Origin of the sequence: Streptomyces gardneri (assembly GCF_006539185.1) — a bacterium.
Classification (GTDB): domain Bacteria; phylum Actinomycetota; class Actinomycetes; order Streptomycetales; family Streptomycetaceae; genus Streptomyces; species Streptomyces gardneri.
Genome location: NZ_BJMN01000050.1, coordinates 1 through 16,252 on the forward strand (window position 1 = coordinate 1; position 16,252 = coordinate 16,252).

Here is a 16,252-nt window from a genome sequence, read left to right on the forward strand (position 1 = left end):
CCGCCGGGGTCGCCGGGGCGGCCGGGGACACCGGGGCAGGCTCGGCCTCGGTGGCCTCGGCCGGGGGTTCCGGCTGTTCGGGCTTCTCGTCGAAGGCCGGGCGGGCGTGGTGCCAGGGGGCGTCCGAGCTGCGGGTGCGCGGGGTGGCGGGGGTCGCCGCGTCCGGAGCCGTCTGGCTCGCCGAGCCGTCGGCCGTCGTGCGGGAGCGGCGGGGCGGGCGGGCCGTGGGGGCGGCCGGGGGTTCGGGCGAGGTGCCCGGCTCCTCCGGAGCCGTCTGGCTGGCCGAGCCCTCCGACGCCGTGCGCGAGCGGCGTACCGGGGAGCCCGGCTCCGGGGTGGCCTGGCTCGCCGAGCCGTCGGCCGTCGTGCGCGAGCGGCGCGCCGGGGCGCCCGGGTCCGGCTCCGGGGTCGCCTGGCTCGCCGAGCCGTCCGACGTCGTGCGGGAGCGCCGCGGCGTGGTCGGGGTTTCGGGTGACGTGGCCGGCTCCTCCGGGGTCGCCTGGCTTGCCGAGCCGTCCGACGCCGTGCGGGAGCGGCGTACCGGAGCGCTCGGGTCCGGGGTCGCCTGGCTTGCCGAGCCCTCCGACGTCGTGCGCGAGCGGCGTGCCGGGGTGGCCGGGTCCGGCTGGCTTGCCGAGCCCTCTGTCACCGAGCGGGAGCGGCGTACGGGAGCGCCCGGTTCCGAGCCCTCCGTGGTCGCGCGGGCGCGGCCCGCCGCCGCTCGGGTCGGGCGGGTCGGGGCCGGGGGGAGCTGGCCCTTGAGGGGGCCCCATTCGTTGGGGTCCGGTACACCCGGCGGGAGCATCTGGCGGCGCTTGGGGCCTCCGCCGTCGTGGGACTCGCCCGGCTCCTTCGCTCCCGGCCACGCCTTCGCGACCCGGGCCGCGAGGACGAAGTCCTTGCGCAGCGGGTGGCCCTCGAAGTTCTCCGGGAGGAGGAGAGGGACGAGGTGCGGGTGGCCCGTGAAGTCCACGCCGAACATCTCGTGGGTCTCGCGCTCGTGCCAGCCCGCGCCCGCGTACACCCCGATCGCCGTCGGGAGGACCGGGGCCGCGTGCGGGACCGTCGTGCGGAGGAGGAGGCGGCGCGGGGGGTGGCCGGCCGAGAGGGCGACCACGTGGGCGCAGACGCGGAAGCCCGTGCCCGGTTCGTCGACCGCGCTCAGCCAGTCGAAGTAGGTGCAGCCCAGCTCGTCGCGGGCCGTGGTGAGGGCCGTGATCCAGGCGGCCGGCGGGACGTCGACCGTCAGCAGGTCGTACGCGTGCTCCGCCGTCGCCTCCTCGCCGAAGATCTCGGTGACGGAGTCGGGGAGGGAGTCGAAGGCGCTCATGACGTGGCTCCCGGCGGGGGCGTCAGCGGGCTCGTCAGCTCCGAGACCGACGCGGTCGTCGCGTACCGCTCCGCCAGGTTCTCGCGCGCGATCTTCTCCTGGAGCTTGAGGATGCCCTGGAGGAGCGCCTCCGGCCGCGGCGGGCAGCCCGGCACGTACACGTCGACCGGGATGATCTGGTCGACGCCCTTCGTCACCGAGTACGAGTCCCAGTACGGGCCGCCGCAGTTCGAGCAGGCGCCGAAGGAGATCACGTACTTCGGCTCGGGCATCTGCTCGTACAGCCGCTTCACGGCCGGGGCCATCTTGTCCGTCACCGTGCCGGAGACGATCATCAGGTCCGCCTGGCGCGGGCCCGGCGCGAAGGGGATCACGCCGAGCCGGATGAAGTCGTGCCGGGCCATCGACGCGGCGATGAACTCGATCGCGCAGCAGGCGAGGCCGAAGTTGAAGACCCACAGGCTGTAGCGGCGGCCCCAGTTCAGGACCACCTTCATCGGCTCGGGCGCCAGGCGGGCGAGCGGCCCCAGCGTGGGCGCGGGCAGCGGTGTTACGTCCATGTCAGGACGCCCTTCTTGTACGCGTAGAGCAGCCCCACGGCCAGGAAGCCGAGGAAGACGAACATCTCGACCAGGGTCGTGGCGCCGTAGCCGGGCGCCGCGAAGACCGTCGCCCAGGGGAAGAGGAAGATCGAGTCGACGGCGAAGATCACGTAGAGGAAGGCGTACACGTAGTAGCGGACCTGGGTGTGCGCCCAGCCCTCCCCCACGGGGTCGACACCGCACTCGTAGGTGAGGAGCTTCTCGGGTGTCGGCACGACAGGCCTGAGCAGCCGGTTGGCCGTGAAGGCCACGGCGACGAAGAGCACGCCGACGACGGCGAGCACGCCGACGACGGAGTACGTCTGGAAGTAGTCCGCCGCGTCGGCCGCGACAACGGTCGGTTCCCGCACGTCCGCCCCTCGGTCTCGGTGTCTCATGGGTCACTTCTGTTGTTGTACGGACGCGAGTCTAGGCCCTGCTAAAGGGACCGTAAGCAGTCCCCGGACAGTGCCCGGACAGATCCCCGGACAGTCCCCGGGCCGTCCCCCGGCCGTCCCAGGTGGGGATATCCCTACTGGCTCTCACCCACCTCCCCCATGGCGTCGCGCGCTGCGCGACCGGCAGTCTGGTGACCATGAGCGCCGATCATGAATCCGCCGTCGCCGCGGTTGCCGCCGATTCCCCCACCTCCTCCCCCGCCCCCCGGCCGCCCGTGCGGTCCGCCTACGGGAAGGAGACCTGGAAGGAGATCTCCTTCCTCCTCTCCAACCTCTTCACGGCCCTGGCCGGTTTCGTCTACGCGGTCGTGACCGTCCTGGTCGGCGTGAGCCTCTCCGTCACGGTGATCGGGCTGCCGCTGCTCGCCCTCGGGCTCGGCGGCGCGCGCTGGATCGGCCGGTCGGAGCGGGCGCGGGCCCGTGCGCTGCTCGGGGTGCATGTCGCGGAGCCGTCCCGGATGCCGAAGCGCCGCGGCTTCTTCGCCTGGCTGTGGTCCTCGCTGAAGGACCCGGTGGCCTGGCGGACCCAGCTGTACGGGCTGATCCGGCTGCCCTGGGGCATCGTGACGTTCACCGTCACCCTGGTCTCGCTCCTGATCCTCTGGCCCGTCCTGCCCTTCATCGCCCGCGGTCTCGCCAACGGCGACCGGGGCATGGTCCGCGGCCTTCTCTCGCCCTCCGACGAGCTGGAGCGGCGGATCGCCGAGCTGGAGTCGGACCGGGGCGTGGTCGTGGACACGGCCGCGGCGGACCTGCGGCGCATCGAGCGCGATCTGCACGACGGCGCGCAGGCCCGGCTCGTCGCCCTCGCGATGGGGCTCGGTCTCGCGAAGGAGAAGCTCCTGGAGGACCCGGAGGGTGCCGCGGCGATGGTCGACGAGGCCCACGGCGAGGTGAAGCTCGCGCTGCAGGAGCTGCGGGACCTGGCCCGGGGCATCCACCCGGCCGTCCTCACGGACCGGGGGCTGAGCGCCGCGCTCTCCTCGGTGTCCGCGCGGTGCACGGTCCCGGTGAAGGTGTCGGTGGACCTGGCGGAGCGGCCGGCCGAGGCGATCGAGGGCATCGCGTACTTCACGGTCTCTGAGCTGCTCCAGAACGTCTCCAAGCACGCGCGGGCGCGGTCCGCGTCCGTGGAGGTGTGGCGGTCGGAGGACCGGCTGATGCTCCAGGTGCGCGACGACGGCGTCGGCGGGGCGCGGCTCGACGGCGGGACGGGTCTCGCGGGGCTGACGGAGCGGCTCGGGGCGGTGGACGGCCTCCTGGTCGTCGACTCCCCCGAGGGCGGTCCGACGACGGTCACGGCGGAGCTGCCGTGGCGCTCCCGGCCGGCGTCCTGAGCGACGACGTCAGCCGTCCGCGCCCCAGGTAGGGAAAACCCCCCGTCCGAGACGCCCACTCCCCTCATGGTCCGGAGCGCGCCGGGACGGAATTCTGGAAGACGTCACACCACAGCCCACGGACCACAGCCCCCGAGCAGAGAAGGACGACCGCGATGGCCTCCCCCCGACTCCCCGCCGCGATCAGCGCGCCGTTCGAGGCCCGCACCTGGCGTGCGCTCGGTTACGTGCTGATCGGGCTGCCGCTCAGCGTCTGCTGGTTCGCGCTCTCCGTCGCCTTCGTCTCGGCCGGTGCCGGGCTGCTCATCACCTTCCTCGGGGTGCCGATCCTGGCCGGGGCGCTCGCGATGTGCCGGGGCTTCGGCGCGGTCGAGCGGGCCAGGGCCCGGGCGCTCCTCGACTTCGACGTGAAGGCGCCCGAGCCGGTGCGCGGCAAGACCGGCGGGGCGTTCTCCTGGATGGGCGCGATGCTGAAGAACGGGGCGTCGTGGCGCCACCTGCTGTACGCGATCCTGCACATGCCGTGGGCGATCTTCGGCTTCACCGTGACGGTGGCGCTGTGGGGCTGGGGCTGGAGCCTCTTCACGTACCCGCTGTGGCAGTGGGTCTTCCCGGCGTACGTGGGCCAGGACGGCATCCAGCTGTACGGGGACGGGACGCACAACTTCTACCTCGACTCGCCCTTCGAGACCGGCGTCACCAGCGCGATCGGCCTGCTGTTCGTCCTGGTCGGGCCGTGGGTGCTGCGCGGGATCGTCGCCGTCGACCGGCTCCTCGTCTCCGGGCTGCTCGGCCCCTCGCGGCTGGCCTCCCGCGTGACGGAGCTGGAGTCGGACCGGGGCCTGGTCGTGGACACGGCCGCGGCCGACCTGCGGCGCATCGAGCGGGACCTGCACGACGGCCCGCAGGCCCGGCTGGCCTCGCTCGCCATGGATCTGGGGCTCGCGAAGGAGAAGCTGGCGGAGGACCCGAAGGCCGCGGCGGTGATGGTCGACGAGGCGCACGGCGAGGTGAAGGTCGCCCTCCAGGAGCTGCGGGACCTGGCCCGGGGGATCCACCCGGCCGTCCTGACGGACCGGGGCCTGGACGCGGCGCTCTCGTCGGTGGCCTCCCGGTGCGCGGTCCCGGTGTCGGTGGACGTGGACCTGCCGGCCCGGCCGGTCGCGGCGATCGAGGGCATCGCGTACTTCACGGTCTCGGAGCTCCTCCAGAACGTCTCGAAGCACGCTCGGGCCCGGCGCGCCTGGGTCGACGTGTGGCGGGCGGGTGACCGGCTGATGCTCCAGGTGCGGGACGACGGTGTCGGCGGCGCGGAGGCGGCGGCGGGCCGGAGCCTGGCGGGGCTCTCCGACCGGGTCGGGGCGGTCGACGGCGTACTGGCGGTGGACTCGCCCGCCGGCGGGCCGACGACCGTGACCGTCGAGCTGCCCTGGCGTGCGTAGACCGGACGCTCACCGTCCGCTCCGGGCCTGCCCCGGGGCGGACGGCTTTTTGCGATGCTGGGGGTCTCATTGACTTTTGACCTTCGGAACAGGGGGCGGCGGGACGTGGTGGTACAAGAGGTGACGGACCGGGTACGGGTGGTCATCGCGGAGGATTCGGTGCTGCTCCGCGAGGGGCTGACCCGGCTGCTGACCGACCGGGGGCACGACGTCGTCGCCGGGGTGGGTGACGGCGAGGCGCTGGTGAAGCTGGTGGCCGGGCTCGCGGACGAGGGAGCGCTGCCGGACGTGGTGGTGGCGGACGTGCGGATGCCGCCGACGCACACGGACGAGGGCGTGCGGGCGGCGGTGCGGCTGCGCAAGGAGTACCCGGGGCTCGGCGTCCTGGTCCTGTCGCAGTACGTGGAGGAGCAGTACGCCACCGAACTCCTGGCCGGTTCGAGCCGGGGCGTGGGCTATCTGCTGAAGGACCGGGTCGCGGAGGTCCGCGAGTTCGTGGACGCGGTCGTCCGGGTCGCCGGGGGCGGTACGGCCCTGGATCCCGAGGTGGTGCAGCAGCTGCTCGGCCGGTCCCGGCAGCAGGACGTGCTGGCGAACCTGACCCCGCGCGAGCGGGAGGTCCTCGGTCTGATGGCGGAGGGCCGGACGAACTCGGCGATCGCGCGGCAGCTGGTGGTGAGCGACGGCGCGGTGGAGAAGCACATCAGCAACATCTTCCTGAAACTGGGTCTCTCGCCGAGTGACGGTGATCATCGGCGGGTACTCGCGGTGTTGACATACCTGAAGTCCTGAAAATCTGACACCCTGTCAGAAACAGCCGCGGTCCGGCCGGGCCGAGTGCGGCTGGAGCGAGGCCGGAGTGAGGCCGGAGTGGCGTCGGGAAGGCTGCGGACCGTCCGACAACCGGAGGGTCCTAGATCCAAAGGATGAGGCGTAACGCGACCTTCCGGAACAATCCGGGTGGCGACAGAACGTGACAATTCAGGGCAAGAGGGCGTCTCAAAAAGAGGTCCACCATACGAGAAGTCCCGGGAGGGGCCCCCTTACCGTCGTAGGGTGGGCCACGGGACGACCGGTGATCGGCCGGCGTCTCCCGAGCCTTCTCCCGCCTCCGGCGGAGAGTCCCCTTGCCACGAGGGAGGTCCAGTTCAGTGACCAGCCAGGTCAGTAGCGAGGCCGGTGAGGCCCTGCTCGGGGAGCAGCGCAGCGCCCCGGCGACGGCCCACCACGGCACCGAGAAGGAAGTGCGCCGTCTCGACCGGGTGATCATCCGCTTCGCGGGCGACTCCGGTGACGGCATGCAGCTCACGGGTGACCGCTTCACCTCGGAGACGGCGTCCTTCGGGAACGACCTCTCCACGCTGCCGAACTTCCCGGCCGAGATCCGCGCACCCGCCGGAACGCTGCCGGGCGTCTCGTCCTTCCAGCTGCACTTCGCCGACCACGACATCCTGACCCCGGGCGACGCCCCGAACGTGCTGGTCGCGATGAACCCGGCCGCGCTCAAGGCCAACATCGGCGACGTGCCGCGCGGCGGCGAGATCATCGTCAACACCGACGAGTTCGCCAAGCGCGCCATGGCCAAGGTCGGCTACGCGACCTCGCCCCTGGAGGACGGGTCGCTGGACGCGTACCACGTGCATCCGGTGCCGCTGACGACGCTGACCATCGAGGCCCTCAAGGAGTTCGGCCTGTCCCGGAAGGAGGCCGAGCGGAGCAAGAACATGTTCGCGCTCGGGCTGCTCTCCTGGATGTACCACCGGCCGACCGAGGGCACCGAGAAGTTCCTGCGCCAGAAGTTCGCGAAGAAGCCGCAGATCGCCGAGGCCAACGTGGCCGCCTTCCGGGCCGGCTGGAACTTCGGCGAGACCACCGAGGACTTCGCCGTCTCCTACGAGGTCGCCCCGGCGACCCGGGCCTTCCCCACCGGCACGTACCGGAACATCTCCGGGAACCTGGCCCTCTCGTACGGCCTGATCGCCGCGGGCCGCCAGGCGGACCTGCCGCTGTACCTGGGCTCGTACCCGATCACACCGGCCTCGGACATCCTGCACGAGCTGTCCAAGCACAAGAACTTCGGCGTGCGCACCTTCCAGGCCGAGGACGAGATCGCCGGCATCGGCGCCGCGCTCGGCGCGGCCTTCGGCGGCTCACTCGCCGTCACCACGACGTCCGGCCCCGGTGTGGCCCTCAAGTCGGAGACGATCGGCCTCGCGGTCTCCCTGGAGCTGCCGCTGCTGATCATCGACATCCAGCGCGGCGGCCCGTCCACCGGTCTGCCCACCAAGACCGAGCAGGCCGACCTCCTCCAGGCCATGTACGGCCGCAACGGCGAGGCCCCGGTGCCGATCGTGGCCCCCAGGACGCCCGGGGACTGCTTCGACGCGGCCCTGGAGGCGGCGCGGATCGCCCTGACGTACCGCACGCCCGTCTTCCTGCTCTCCGACGGCTACCTCGCCAACGGCTCCGAGCCCTGGCGCGTCCCGGACGTCGAGGAGCTCCCCGACCTGCGGACACAGTTCGCGACCGGGCCGAACCACACGCTCGACGACGGCACCGAGGTCTTCTGGCCGTACAAGCGCAACCCCGAGACCCTGGCCCGCCCCTGGGCCGTGCCCGGCACCCCCGGCCTCGAACACCGCATCGGCGGCATCGAGAAGCAGGACGGCACCGGCAACATCTCGTACGACCCCGCGAACCACGAGTTCATGGTCCGCACCCGCCAGGCCAAGATCGACGGCATCGACGTCCCGGACATCGAGGTCGACGACCCGGACGGCGCGAGCACCCTGGTGCTCGGCTGGGGCTCCACCTACGGGCCGATCACCGCCGCCGTCCGCCGCCTCCGGGTCGCGGGCAAGCCGATCGCCCAGGCCCACCTGCGCCACCTCAACCCCTTCCCGAAGAACCTCGGGGAGGTGCTGAAGCGGTACGAGAAGGTCGTCGTCCCCGAGATGAACCTCGGCCAGCTCTCCACCCTCGTCCGGGCGAAGTACCTCGTCGACGCCCGCAGCCACACCCAGGTCAACGGCATGCCGTTCAAGGCCGAGCAGCTCGCGGCCGTCCTCAAGGAGGCCATCGATGCCTGAGCCCACGGAGACGCTGCTGAGCCTGGTGCCCAAGGCCGAGGCCCAGCAGTCGATGAAGGACTTCAAGTCCGACCAGGAGGTGCGGTGGTGCCCCGGCTGCGGTGATTACGCCGTCCTCGCCGCCGTCCAGGGCTTCATGCCCGAACTCGGCCTGGCGAAGGAGAACATCGTCTTCGTCTCGGGCATCGGCTGCTCCTCCCGCTTCCCGTACTACATGAACACGTACGGGATGCACTCCATCCACGGCCGCGCCCCGGCGATCGCCACCGGCCTCGCCACCTCCCGCCGCGACCTGTCCGTCTGGGTCGTCACGGGCGACGGCGACGCGCTCTCCATCGGCGGCAACCACCTCATCCACGCGCTCCGGCGCAACGTCAACCTGAAGATCCTGCTCTTCAACAACCGGATCTACGGGCTGACCAAGGGCCAGTACTCGCCCACCTCCGAGGTCGGCAAGATCACCAAGTCGACCCCGATGGGCTCGCTCGACGCGCCCTTCAACCCGGTGTCGCTCGCGCTCGGCGCGGAGGCCTCCTTCGTGGCCCGCACGGTCGACTCCGACCGCAAGCACCTCACCGAGGTCCTGCGCCAGGCCGCCGACCACAACGGCACGGCGCTGGTCGAGATCTACCAGAACTGCAACATCTTCAACGACGGCGCCTTCGAGGTCCTCAAGGACAAGGACCAGGCGAAGGAGGCGGTCATCCGCCTGGAGCACGGGCAGCCGATCCGCTTCGGCGCCGAGCTCGACAAGGGCGTCGTCCGCGACCCGGCCACCGGCGACCTCCAGGTCGTCACGGTCACCCCGGAGAACGAGTCGCGGATCCTCGTCCACGACGCCCACTCCGCCACCCCCACCACGGCCTTCGCGCTCTCGCGGCTCGCGGACCCGGACACCCTCCACCAGACGCCCATCGGGGTGTTCAGGTCGGTGGACCGTCCGGTCTACGACACGCTGATGGCGGAGCAGCTCGACACGGCCGTGGAACAGCACGGCAAGGGCGACCTGGGCCGGCTCCTCACCGGCAACGACACGTGGACGGTGGCGGGCTGACGCGTGTGTGCGTGTGAGGGCCCGGTCGACACGAGTCGGCCGGGCCCTTTCACGTTCCCTTCGCCGCCGCCTCGTCGAACTTCCCGAGGAAGCGGGGCACTCCGCCCTTCACCTGCCAGAGGAAGAGGCCCAGGAGGGCGACGGGCAGGTTCCCACCCGTCCGGTTCACGTACTCCTTGACGAGCCCTTGGTACGAGCTCCGCACCAGGCTGTTCCGGACACCCGCGGCCACCGATTCGGCGTTGTTGGCGCTCGCGATACGCAGCCCCTGGAGCGCCCAGTTGGCGGCGTCGTACGCCTCCGTCGCGAACCGTTCGACGGGGGTCCCGGCGGAGAGACCCCAGCGCTTCCGGTACGCGGCCGTGAACGCCCGCGCCGCCGGGATCCCGTCGGGATCCACGTAGCCCGTGCCGAAGTACCAGCCCTCGGCGGCCGGGCCCGCGACGGCGAGGAACTCGGGCTGGAGCACGTACTCGACGCTGCCGCAGGGGCCCCGGTAGCCCTGGTCGCGCAGGGCCCTGGCACACAGCGCGGCCCGGCGCGGCGACGCCCCCGCGAAGAACACGCCCTGCGGGTCGGTCGCGAGGGCGGCTCGTACGGCGGCGCCGAAGTCCTCGCTGTCCGCCTCCACGGGGTGCGAGGTCACCGACCCGTCCTTCTTCCCCGACGGCGGGTAGTCCTTCAGGTTCTTGACGAGCAGCCAGCTGTACTCTCCGGCGGCCCGGTCCTCCACGACGGCAGTCCGGTAGGCCTCGTGCTCGACGAGATAGCGGAGGAAGGCGAGGGACATCATCCCCTGCTGGGTTCGGGGCTGGAAGTAGGTGGTCTTGGCGTCCTGGCCCTTGATCTGAGTGGCCGGGACGTCGGCGATGACGCTCGCCAACGACATCGCGCGGAGCGTGAGTTCGTTCGCGGCGGCGGCCGCGGTCGGCGCCGTCGTCGGCCCCAGGACGCCGATCAGTTTCGGGTCCTTGAGCAGAGCCAGTGCGGCAGCCTTGGCGCGCTCCGGCTTCCCCCCGTCGTCCTCGACCCGGAGGCGTACGTCGCATGGCCGGTCGGCGCGGGCGTTGAACTCCTCCACGGCCAGCCGGATGCCGCGCTCCTGCCCCCGCCCGTCCGACTTGGTGGGGCCGCTCAGGTCGGTGAGGACGCCGATCGTGTACGAGGCGAGGGGGCCGCCGGTGCCGCCCGTTCCCGTGCCCGTGCCGCCGCCCGGTGAGCGGGTGAGCAGCCAGGCGGTGAGACCGCCGGCGCCCGCGACGGCGGCGGTGGAGCCGGCGATCAGCAGCCGGCGCCGCGAGACGCCCGTGGGCCGGTCCTCCTGGGTGAGCAGGGTCGGGTCGGCGACGGGCAGGTCGAGGACGCGGGTGGAGCGCTGGGCGATCAGCGCGGGCAGGCCGGGTGGGAGCCAGTCGCCCGCCGGGCCGTCGGCCGCGCCCAGCGCGGCCCGCACGTCGGCGGCCGTGGGCCGGTCCGCCGGGTCCTTGGCGAGGCAGGCGGCGACCAGCGGGAGGACGCTGTCGGGGACGCCGTCGAGGTCGGGTTCCTCGTGGACGGTGCGGTAGACGACGGCGGCCACCGCACCCGTGCCGAAGGGGCGTTCGCCCGTGAGGGCGTAGGCGAGGACACAGCCGAGCGAGAACACGTCGCTGGCCGGGCCGACCTCGCCCGCCCCGGTGACGCGGGCCTGTTCCGGAGCGAGGAAGCCGGGGGTGCCGATCATCGCGTCGGTGGCGGTCAGGGCGGTGGCGCCGGCGGAGCGGGCGATGCCGAAGTCGATGAGGCGGGGCCCGTCGAGAGCGAGGAGGACGTTGCCGGGCTTGACGTCGCGGTGCACGAGCCCGGCCTCGTGCATGTCGACGAGGGCGGAAGCGAGCCGGGCGCCCAGGGCCCGGACGGTCGGCTCGGGGAGGGCGCCGTGCAGGGCGACGGCCTCGGCGAGCGAGGGGCCGGGCACGTACTCGGTGGCGAGCCAGGGTTCGCGGGCCTCCGGGTCGGCGCCGAGGACGCGGACGACCCAGCGGCCGGTGATGCGCTCGGCGGCGCGGGCCTCGCGGCGGAACCGTTCCCGGAAGCCGGGGTCGGCGGCATGCTCGGCGCGGATGAGCTTGAGCGCGGCGAGGGTCCCGCCGGCGGAACGGGCGAGGAAGACCACGCCCATGCCGCCGGCGCCGAGCCGCCCGAGCAGCCGGTAGCCGGCGAGGGTCGACGGGTCGGCCTTGCGGAGCGGCTGCACGGGTCAGGCCTTCTTGTCGTTCTTCTTGGGCTTGCTCGGCAGCAGGGGCGCGGAGCCGATCGGCTTGTACGCGCCGTTCTGCACCGCGAAGACGAAGGTGCCGCCCATCCCCAGGTCGCCGAACTCGTTGAAGTGGTAACCGCCCATCGCGCCGGTGTACTTCTGCTTGCGCAGCGCTGCCCACAGGCCCTTGCGGGCGGGCTTGCCGCCGGCCTTCGCCTGGGCCTTCAGCTGCTCGATCGTCATCGTGACGACGTCGTACGACTCGCCCGCGTAGTACGCGGGGGCCGTCCCGAACCGCTTGCGGTGGGCGGCGGTGAAGGCGGCGGCCGTCTTCTGGGTCGCGGGGTCGGCGACGGGCGCGCACACGAACCAGCCCTCGGCGGCCGACCCGGCCTGCTTGAGGAAGTCCTGGCCGAAGACGGCCTGGCCGGTGAACCTCGGTCCGGTGAAGCCGAGTTCGGTGAGGGCTCGGGCGGCGTGGACGGCGGTTTCGGTGACGCCGCAGTGGACGTAGGCGTCGATGCCGGCGTCGATCATCTCGCCGAGCACCCGGCGGTACGCGCCGGCGTCGGCGTGGGCGGGGACGACCCGGAAGTGCGGGGGGATCCCGGCCTGCCCGAAGCCGAAGCGGACGCCGCCGGTGACCTGCCAGCTGTAGTGGTCCTCGGTCCGGTCCTCCAGGACGCCTGGGCGGCGGATCGCGGGCAGCAGGGTGGCGGCGAAGGAGAGGTGGGTGCCCGCGCTGATGTGGTTGGGGATGGCGCGCAGGAGCGTCTCGTTCCGCGTGGTGCCCGTGCGGAGGGTGAGCAGGTTGTATCCCGCCGAGACCGTGATCAGCGGGATCCCGGCCTCCTCGAAGGCGGGCATGACGGCCTGGCCGACGGCGTCGGTGGTGGGGCCGAGGACGGCGAGGACCCCGGGGTCGGTGGTGAGGGGCTTGACGGTCTCCAGGACGCGGGTCGCGTCGCCCCGGTCGTCGACCACCTTGAGGGCGAGCGTGAAGGGCTTGTCCTTGCGGGCGTTGAACTGCTCGACGGCGAGGCGCGCGCCGCGCTCCTGGGCCTGGCCGATCTCCTTGGCGGGCCCGGACAGGTCGGCGAGGACGCCGATCGTCCAGCTGGTGCGGGGCGGTACGGGCTTCTTGCCGCCCTTGCCGTCCGTCTCCTTGTCGTCCCCGAGCCCCGCCCAGACGGCCGCCGCGCCGCCGCCGACGGCCAGCACGGCGGCGCCCGAGGCGAGCAGCAGGAAGCCGCGTCGGCTCTTCTCCGGGGCGGCCGGGCCGGTGGTCCCGCCGGTCTCGGTGACGTCGATCTCGGGGAGGGCGAGCATCCGGGCGGAGCGTTCGGCGATGGTCCGGACGACGGGTGCGGGGAGCCATTCGGCGCCGTCGCCGGGGCGGTCCTCGACGAGCTGGACCCCGATCTCGGCCGCGGTGGGCCGTCCGGCGGGGTCCTTGGCGAGGCAGGCGCGGACGAGGTCGAGCAGTCCTTCGGGGACGCCGGTGAGGTCGGGTTCGTCGTGGACGGTCCGATACATCAGGGCGTCGACGGCGCCGGTGCCGAAGGGCGGGCGTCCGGTCGCCGCGTACGCGAGGAGGCAGCCGAGGGCGAAGACGTCGGCGGGCGGGCCGATGGCGTCGGTGCGGGCCTCGGCCTGTTCGGGGGCGAGGAAGCCGGGGGTGCCGACGACCATGTCGGTGGCGGTGAGGGCGGTCTCGCCGGTGGCGCGGGCGATGCCGAAGTCGATGAGACGGGGGCCGTCGACGGCGAGGAGGACGTTCCCGGGCTTCACGTCTCGGTGGACGAGCCCGGCCGCGTGCACGGCGGCGAGGGCGCGGGCGACGGACCAGCCGAGGAGGCGGACGCTCCGCTCGGGCAGCGGGCCGTGCGCGGCGACGGCCTCACCGAGGGAGGGGCCGGCGACGAAGGCGGTGGCCATCCACGGTTCGGGGGCGTCCGGGTCGGCGCCGGTGACGGGGACGGCCCAGGGGCTGGAGACCCGGCGGGCGGCCTCGACCTCGCGGCGGAAGCGGGCGCGGAAGTCGGGCTGGTCGGCCTGGTCGGCGTGGGTGACCTTGACGGCGGCGAGTTCGCCGGCGGCGGTGCGGCCGAGGTAGACGACGCCCATGCCGCCGGCGCCGAGGCGGCCGAGGAGCCGGTAGCCGGCGATCGCCGACGGGTCGGAGGGCAGCAGCGGCTGGAGGGCGCCGGGCTCGGGTCGTTCGGGCCGGGGCTGCGGGGTGGGAGTGCTCACGACTGGACCTCCAGCTCGTCCTCGGCGCGTTGCAGCATGGTGACGAGGGCCTGGACCTGCGCCTGGGCCGTGCCGGTGATGGTGTCTCCGTTCATCTCCTGGTAGCCGGGGGCGCCCTTGACGACGGTGGCGACGGTGACCTGGCCGAGCCGGGACTGGTACCAGCTGTAGGGCTGCTTCCCCTTCACCGCGTCGTTGACGTAGGAGCCGCCCTCGCGGATCGCGTCGTGGGCGGTGGCGTTGCCGCCGACGCCGAAGGGGTTGCCGAGTGACATGAGGCCGGTGATGCGCTCGCCGTCGCGGAGTTTCTGGTCGGGACAGTTCAGCGCCTCTTCGAGGGTGGAGGCCATCTCCCAGTCGGCGGCGGACTCGGTGCGGTGCACGGTGACGGTGGCGGCGACCCGCAGGACGCCCTTGCCGCCGGTGGCGGGGATCTCGCTGTAGGCGGTGACGCTGGCCAGGACGTCGGCGGGCCGGGTGCCGGTCTCCCAGGAGCAGTTGGCGCCGAGGACGGGCCAGTAGTCCGGGTCGCTGAGGTACGGGGTGCGCTTGACGTAGCCCGGGGCCCAGGCGTCGGGCCCGGCGACGACGGCGAGGGCGAGGCGCCGGGCCTCGGCCTCGGTCTTCGGCGCGCGCTTCGGGTCCGGGGTGAAGTCGAGGGCGGTCGGGGCGGGAGCCGGGACGGTGGCCTGCGCCTTGGTGGGCGCCGGTGCCGTACTCGTACTCCCCTTGCCCTCGGGTCCCTTCCCGTCGTCGGCTCCGCCGGCGCACCCGGTGGCGAGGAGTCCGCCCACCAGTACGGCACAGCAGGCGCGCAGCGGTCGTCGGTCCCTGTACGTCACAGTTCCCCCCACGGTCCCTCACGGTTTCCCCCGAACGTGAGCAGATCGTACGGTGCGGCGCCGACAACTCGCCTGGTCTACAACATCATTGGGACGAACCGGTAGCCGTCTCGCGACGCGCCTCGTCGTACCGCGCGCGGGCCTTCTCGACCTCCGCGACCCGCTGGTCGGTCCAGCGGGCGAGTTCCCGGACCTGGCGGGCGGCCTCCTCGCCCAGGGCGGTGAGGCTGTAGTCGACGCGGGGCGGGATGACGGCCTTGGCGTCGCGGTGGACGAAGCCGTCGCGCTCCAGGGTCTGGAGCGTCTGCGTGAGCATCTTCTCGCTCACGCCGCCGACCCGGCGGCGCAGCTCGCTGAAGCGGTACGAACGCTCGCGCAGCGCGATGAGGATCAGTACGGCCCAGCGACTGGTGACGTGCTCCAGGACGAGCCGGGCCGGGCACATGCCGCCGCCCACGACGTCCACCAGCAGGCTCTTCGGTTCCTTACTTACTTCCACACCAGTACCTTACTTCAAAGTGGGTACTTACGAAAGGAAAGCGCCCGACGTACGGTGAGTGCATCGCCCACCGCACCCCACGGGAAAAGGAACAGGACCCACCATGAGCATCGTCGTCACCGGAGCCACCGGACAGCTCGGCCGTCTCGTCATCGACGCCCTCCTCGCCACCGTGCCCGCCGGGTCCGTCGCGGCCGTCGTCCGGAACAAGGAGAAGGCCGCCGACCTCGCCGAGCGCGGCGTCGAGCTGCGGATCGCGGACTACAGCCGGCCCGAGACCCTGGCGGAGGCCTTCGAGGCCGGCGACCGGGTGCTCCTCATCTCGGGCAGCGAGGTCGGGCAGCGCGTCCCGCAGCACGCCGCCGTGATCGACGCGGCCAAGGCGGCGGGCGTCGCCCAGCTCGCGTACACCGGCGTCCTCGGCGGCCCGGAGGCCGACTTCGACCTGGCCGCCGAGCACAAGGAGACCGAGCGGCTGATCCTCGCCTCCGGCCTGCCGCACACCTTCCTCCGCAACGGCTGGTACACCGAGAACTACACCGCGAACCTCGCCCCGGTCCTGGCCCACGGCGCCGTCGTCTCCAACGCCGGCGAGGGCCGGATCGCCTCCGCGACCCGCGCCGACTACGCCGCCGCCGCGGCCGCCGTCCTGACCGGCCCGGCCGAGGAGCACCTGAACAAGGCGTACGAGCTGAGCGGCGACATCGCCTGGTCGCACGCCGAGTACGCGGCCGAGGTCGCCGCCCAGTCCGGCCGGGAGATCGCGTACAACAACGTCCCCGCCGAGGCCCACCTCGCGATCCTCACCGGCGCCGGCGTCCCGGAGCCCTTCGCCGCGATCCTGGTCGACGTCGACCGGGCCGTCGAGCACGGCGCGCTCGCCCTGCGGACCGGCGACCTGGCCCGGCTGATCGGCCGCCCCACCACCCCGATCGCCGTGACGATCAAGGAAGCGCTGAACGCCTCCTGAACCGGGCCCTCGAAATGTCATGACCGTATGGCGATACGGGCATGACAACCTCCCCCTCGCGGCGCTACCTTCGACAGGACAGCGCGGCGCGGGGCGGGGCAGGGCAGGAGGTCCGGTGGAGACGAAGACGGAGAACGAGGGACGAGCAGGATTGCTCT

The 16,252-nt window shown here is 72.7% G+C and carries 13 protein-coding genes; 6 read left to right on the forward strand and 7 right to left on the reverse strand.

Translation table 11 applies throughout. The annotated features are described in order from the left end of the window. The 3 genes from SGA01_RS32530 to SGA01_RS32540 form a co-directional block, all read right to left on the reverse strand. Positions 1 to 1,330 (reverse strand): NADH-quinone oxidoreductase subunit C (locus SGA01_RS32530; RefSeq protein ID WP_141301076.1); only part of this gene is annotated, 1,330 nt, incomplete at its 3' end. Continuing rightward, positions 1,327 to 1,890: an NADH-quinone oxidoreductase subunit B gene (locus SGA01_RS32535; protein ID WP_141301078.1), complete on the reverse strand. Its 564-nt coding sequence runs from the start codon at positions 1,888 to 1,890 to the stop codon at positions 1,327 to 1,329. The genes SGA01_RS32535 and SGA01_RS32530, both read right to left, overlap by 4 nt. Next, on the reverse strand, positions 1,881 to 2,309 hold the full coding sequence (locus SGA01_RS32540) for an NADH-quinone oxidoreductase subunit A (protein ID WP_174867584.1): 429 nt from the start codon (positions 2,307 to 2,309) through the stop codon (positions 1,881 to 1,883). Before SGA01_RS32540 ends, SGA01_RS32535 begins: the two co-directional genes overlap by 10 nt. A 197-nt stretch (positions 2,310 to 2,506) precedes the next feature. Between SGA01_RS32540 and SGA01_RS32545 the strand changes: the two genes are divergently transcribed. From SGA01_RS32545 to SGA01_RS32565, 5 genes are all read left to right on the forward strand, one after another. Further along, positions 2,507 to 3,706: a sensor histidine kinase gene (locus SGA01_RS32545; protein WP_141301080.1), complete on the forward strand. Its 1,200-nt coding sequence runs from the start codon at positions 2,507 to 2,509 to the stop codon at positions 3,704 to 3,706. A gap of 155 nt (positions 3,707 to 3,861) precedes the next feature. After that, positions 3,862 to 5,148, forward strand: coding sequence for a sensor histidine kinase (locus SGA01_RS32550; protein WP_141301082.1), 1,287 nt, complete (start codon positions 3,862 to 3,864; stop codon positions 5,146 to 5,148). Between the two features lie 120 nt (positions 5,149 to 5,268). Continuing rightward, positions 5,269 to 5,940 carry a response regulator transcription factor gene (locus SGA01_RS32555; RefSeq protein ID WP_057950495.1) on the forward strand — a complete coding sequence of 224 codons (672 nt, stop codon included), beginning with the start codon at positions 5,269 to 5,271 and terminating at the stop codon, positions 5,938 to 5,940. A 359-nt stretch (positions 5,941 to 6,299) separates the two neighbouring features. Next, the gene (locus SGA01_RS32560) at positions 6,300 to 8,237 is read left to right on the forward strand and encodes a 2-oxoacid:acceptor oxidoreductase subunit alpha (RefSeq protein WP_141301084.1); all 1,938 of its coding nucleotides are present in this window, start codon (positions 6,300 to 6,302) and stop codon (positions 8,235 to 8,237) included. Beyond that, positions 8,230 to 9,291 carry a 2-oxoacid:ferredoxin oxidoreductase subunit beta gene (locus SGA01_RS32565; protein WP_141301086.1) on the forward strand — a complete coding sequence of 354 codons (1,062 nt, stop codon included), beginning with the start codon at positions 8,230 to 8,232 and terminating at the stop codon, positions 9,289 to 9,291. Before SGA01_RS32560 ends, SGA01_RS32565 begins: the two co-directional genes overlap by 8 nt. Before the next feature lie 49 nt (positions 9,292 to 9,340). On the opposite strand, the gene SGA01_RS32570 is transcribed toward SGA01_RS32565, so the two are convergent. The 4 genes from SGA01_RS32570 to SGA01_RS32585 all read right to left on the reverse strand — a co-directional run bounded on the left by SGA01_RS32570 (position 9,341) and on the right by SGA01_RS32585 (position 15,070). Next, positions 9,341 to 11,527, reverse strand: a complete 2,187-nt coding sequence (locus SGA01_RS32570; RefSeq protein ID WP_141301088.1) for a bifunctional serine/threonine-protein kinase/ABC transporter substrate-binding protein — start codon at positions 11,525 to 11,527, stop codon at positions 9,341 to 9,343. 3 nt (positions 11,528 to 11,530) lie between these two features. Beyond that, the gene (locus SGA01_RS32575) at positions 11,531 to 13,783 is read right to left on the reverse strand and encodes a bifunctional serine/threonine-protein kinase/ABC transporter substrate-binding protein (RefSeq protein ID WP_141301090.1); all 2,253 of its coding nucleotides are present in this window, start codon (positions 13,781 to 13,783) and stop codon (positions 11,531 to 11,533) included. Continuing rightward, entirely contained in the window at positions 13,780 to 14,625 is an 846-nt protein-coding gene (locus SGA01_RS32580; protein WP_141301092.1) for a hypothetical protein, read from the reverse strand. Before SGA01_RS32580 ends, SGA01_RS32575 begins: the two co-directional genes overlap by 4 nt. Positions 14,626 to 14,710: 85 nt before the next feature. Further along, entirely contained in the window at positions 14,711 to 15,070 is a 360-nt protein-coding gene (locus tag SGA01_RS32585; RefSeq protein ID WP_141301175.1) for a winged helix-turn-helix transcriptional regulator, read from the reverse strand. Positions 15,071 to 15,227: 157 nt separating this feature from the next. On the opposite strand from SGA01_RS32585, the gene SGA01_RS32590 reads away from it, so the two are divergent. Continuing rightward, the gene (locus tag SGA01_RS32590; protein ID WP_141301094.1) at positions 15,228 to 16,094 is read left to right on the forward strand and encodes an SDR family oxidoreductase; all 867 of its coding nucleotides are present in this window, start codon (positions 15,228 to 15,230) and stop codon (positions 16,092 to 16,094) included. Positions 16,095 to 16,252: the final 158 nt, after the last annotated feature.

What these genes read in the sequence shown, in the direction of transcription:
- SGA01_RS32585 (WP_141301175.1), bottom strand. Translation starts at nt 15,070, where the DNA reads ATGTGCCCGGCCCGGCTCGTCCTGGAGCACGTCACCAGTCGCTGGGCC.
- SGA01_RS32535 (WP_141301078.1), bottom strand. Translation starts at nt 1,890, where the DNA reads ATGGACGTAACACCGCTGCCCGCGCCCACGCTGGGGCCGCTCGCCCGC.
- SGA01_RS32590 (WP_141301094.1), top strand. Translation starts at nt 15,228, where the DNA reads ATGAGCATCGTCGTCACCGGAGCCACCGGACAGCTCGGCCGTCTCGTC.
- SGA01_RS32550 (WP_141301082.1), top strand. Translation starts at nt 3,862, where the DNA reads ATGGCCTCCCCCCGACTCCCCGCCGCGATCAGCGCGCCGTTCGAGGCC.
- SGA01_RS32545 (WP_141301080.1), top strand. Translation starts at nt 2,507, where the DNA reads ATGAGCGCCGATCATGAATCCGCCGTCGCCGCGGTTGCCGCCGATTCC.
- SGA01_RS32565 (WP_141301086.1), top strand. Translation starts at nt 8,230, where the DNA reads ATGCCTGAGCCCACGGAGACGCTGCTGAGCCTGGTGCCCAAGGCCGAG.
- SGA01_RS32540 (WP_174867584.1), bottom strand. Translation starts at nt 2,309, where the DNA reads ATGAGACACCGAGACCGAGGGGCGGACGTGCGGGAACCGACCGTTGTC.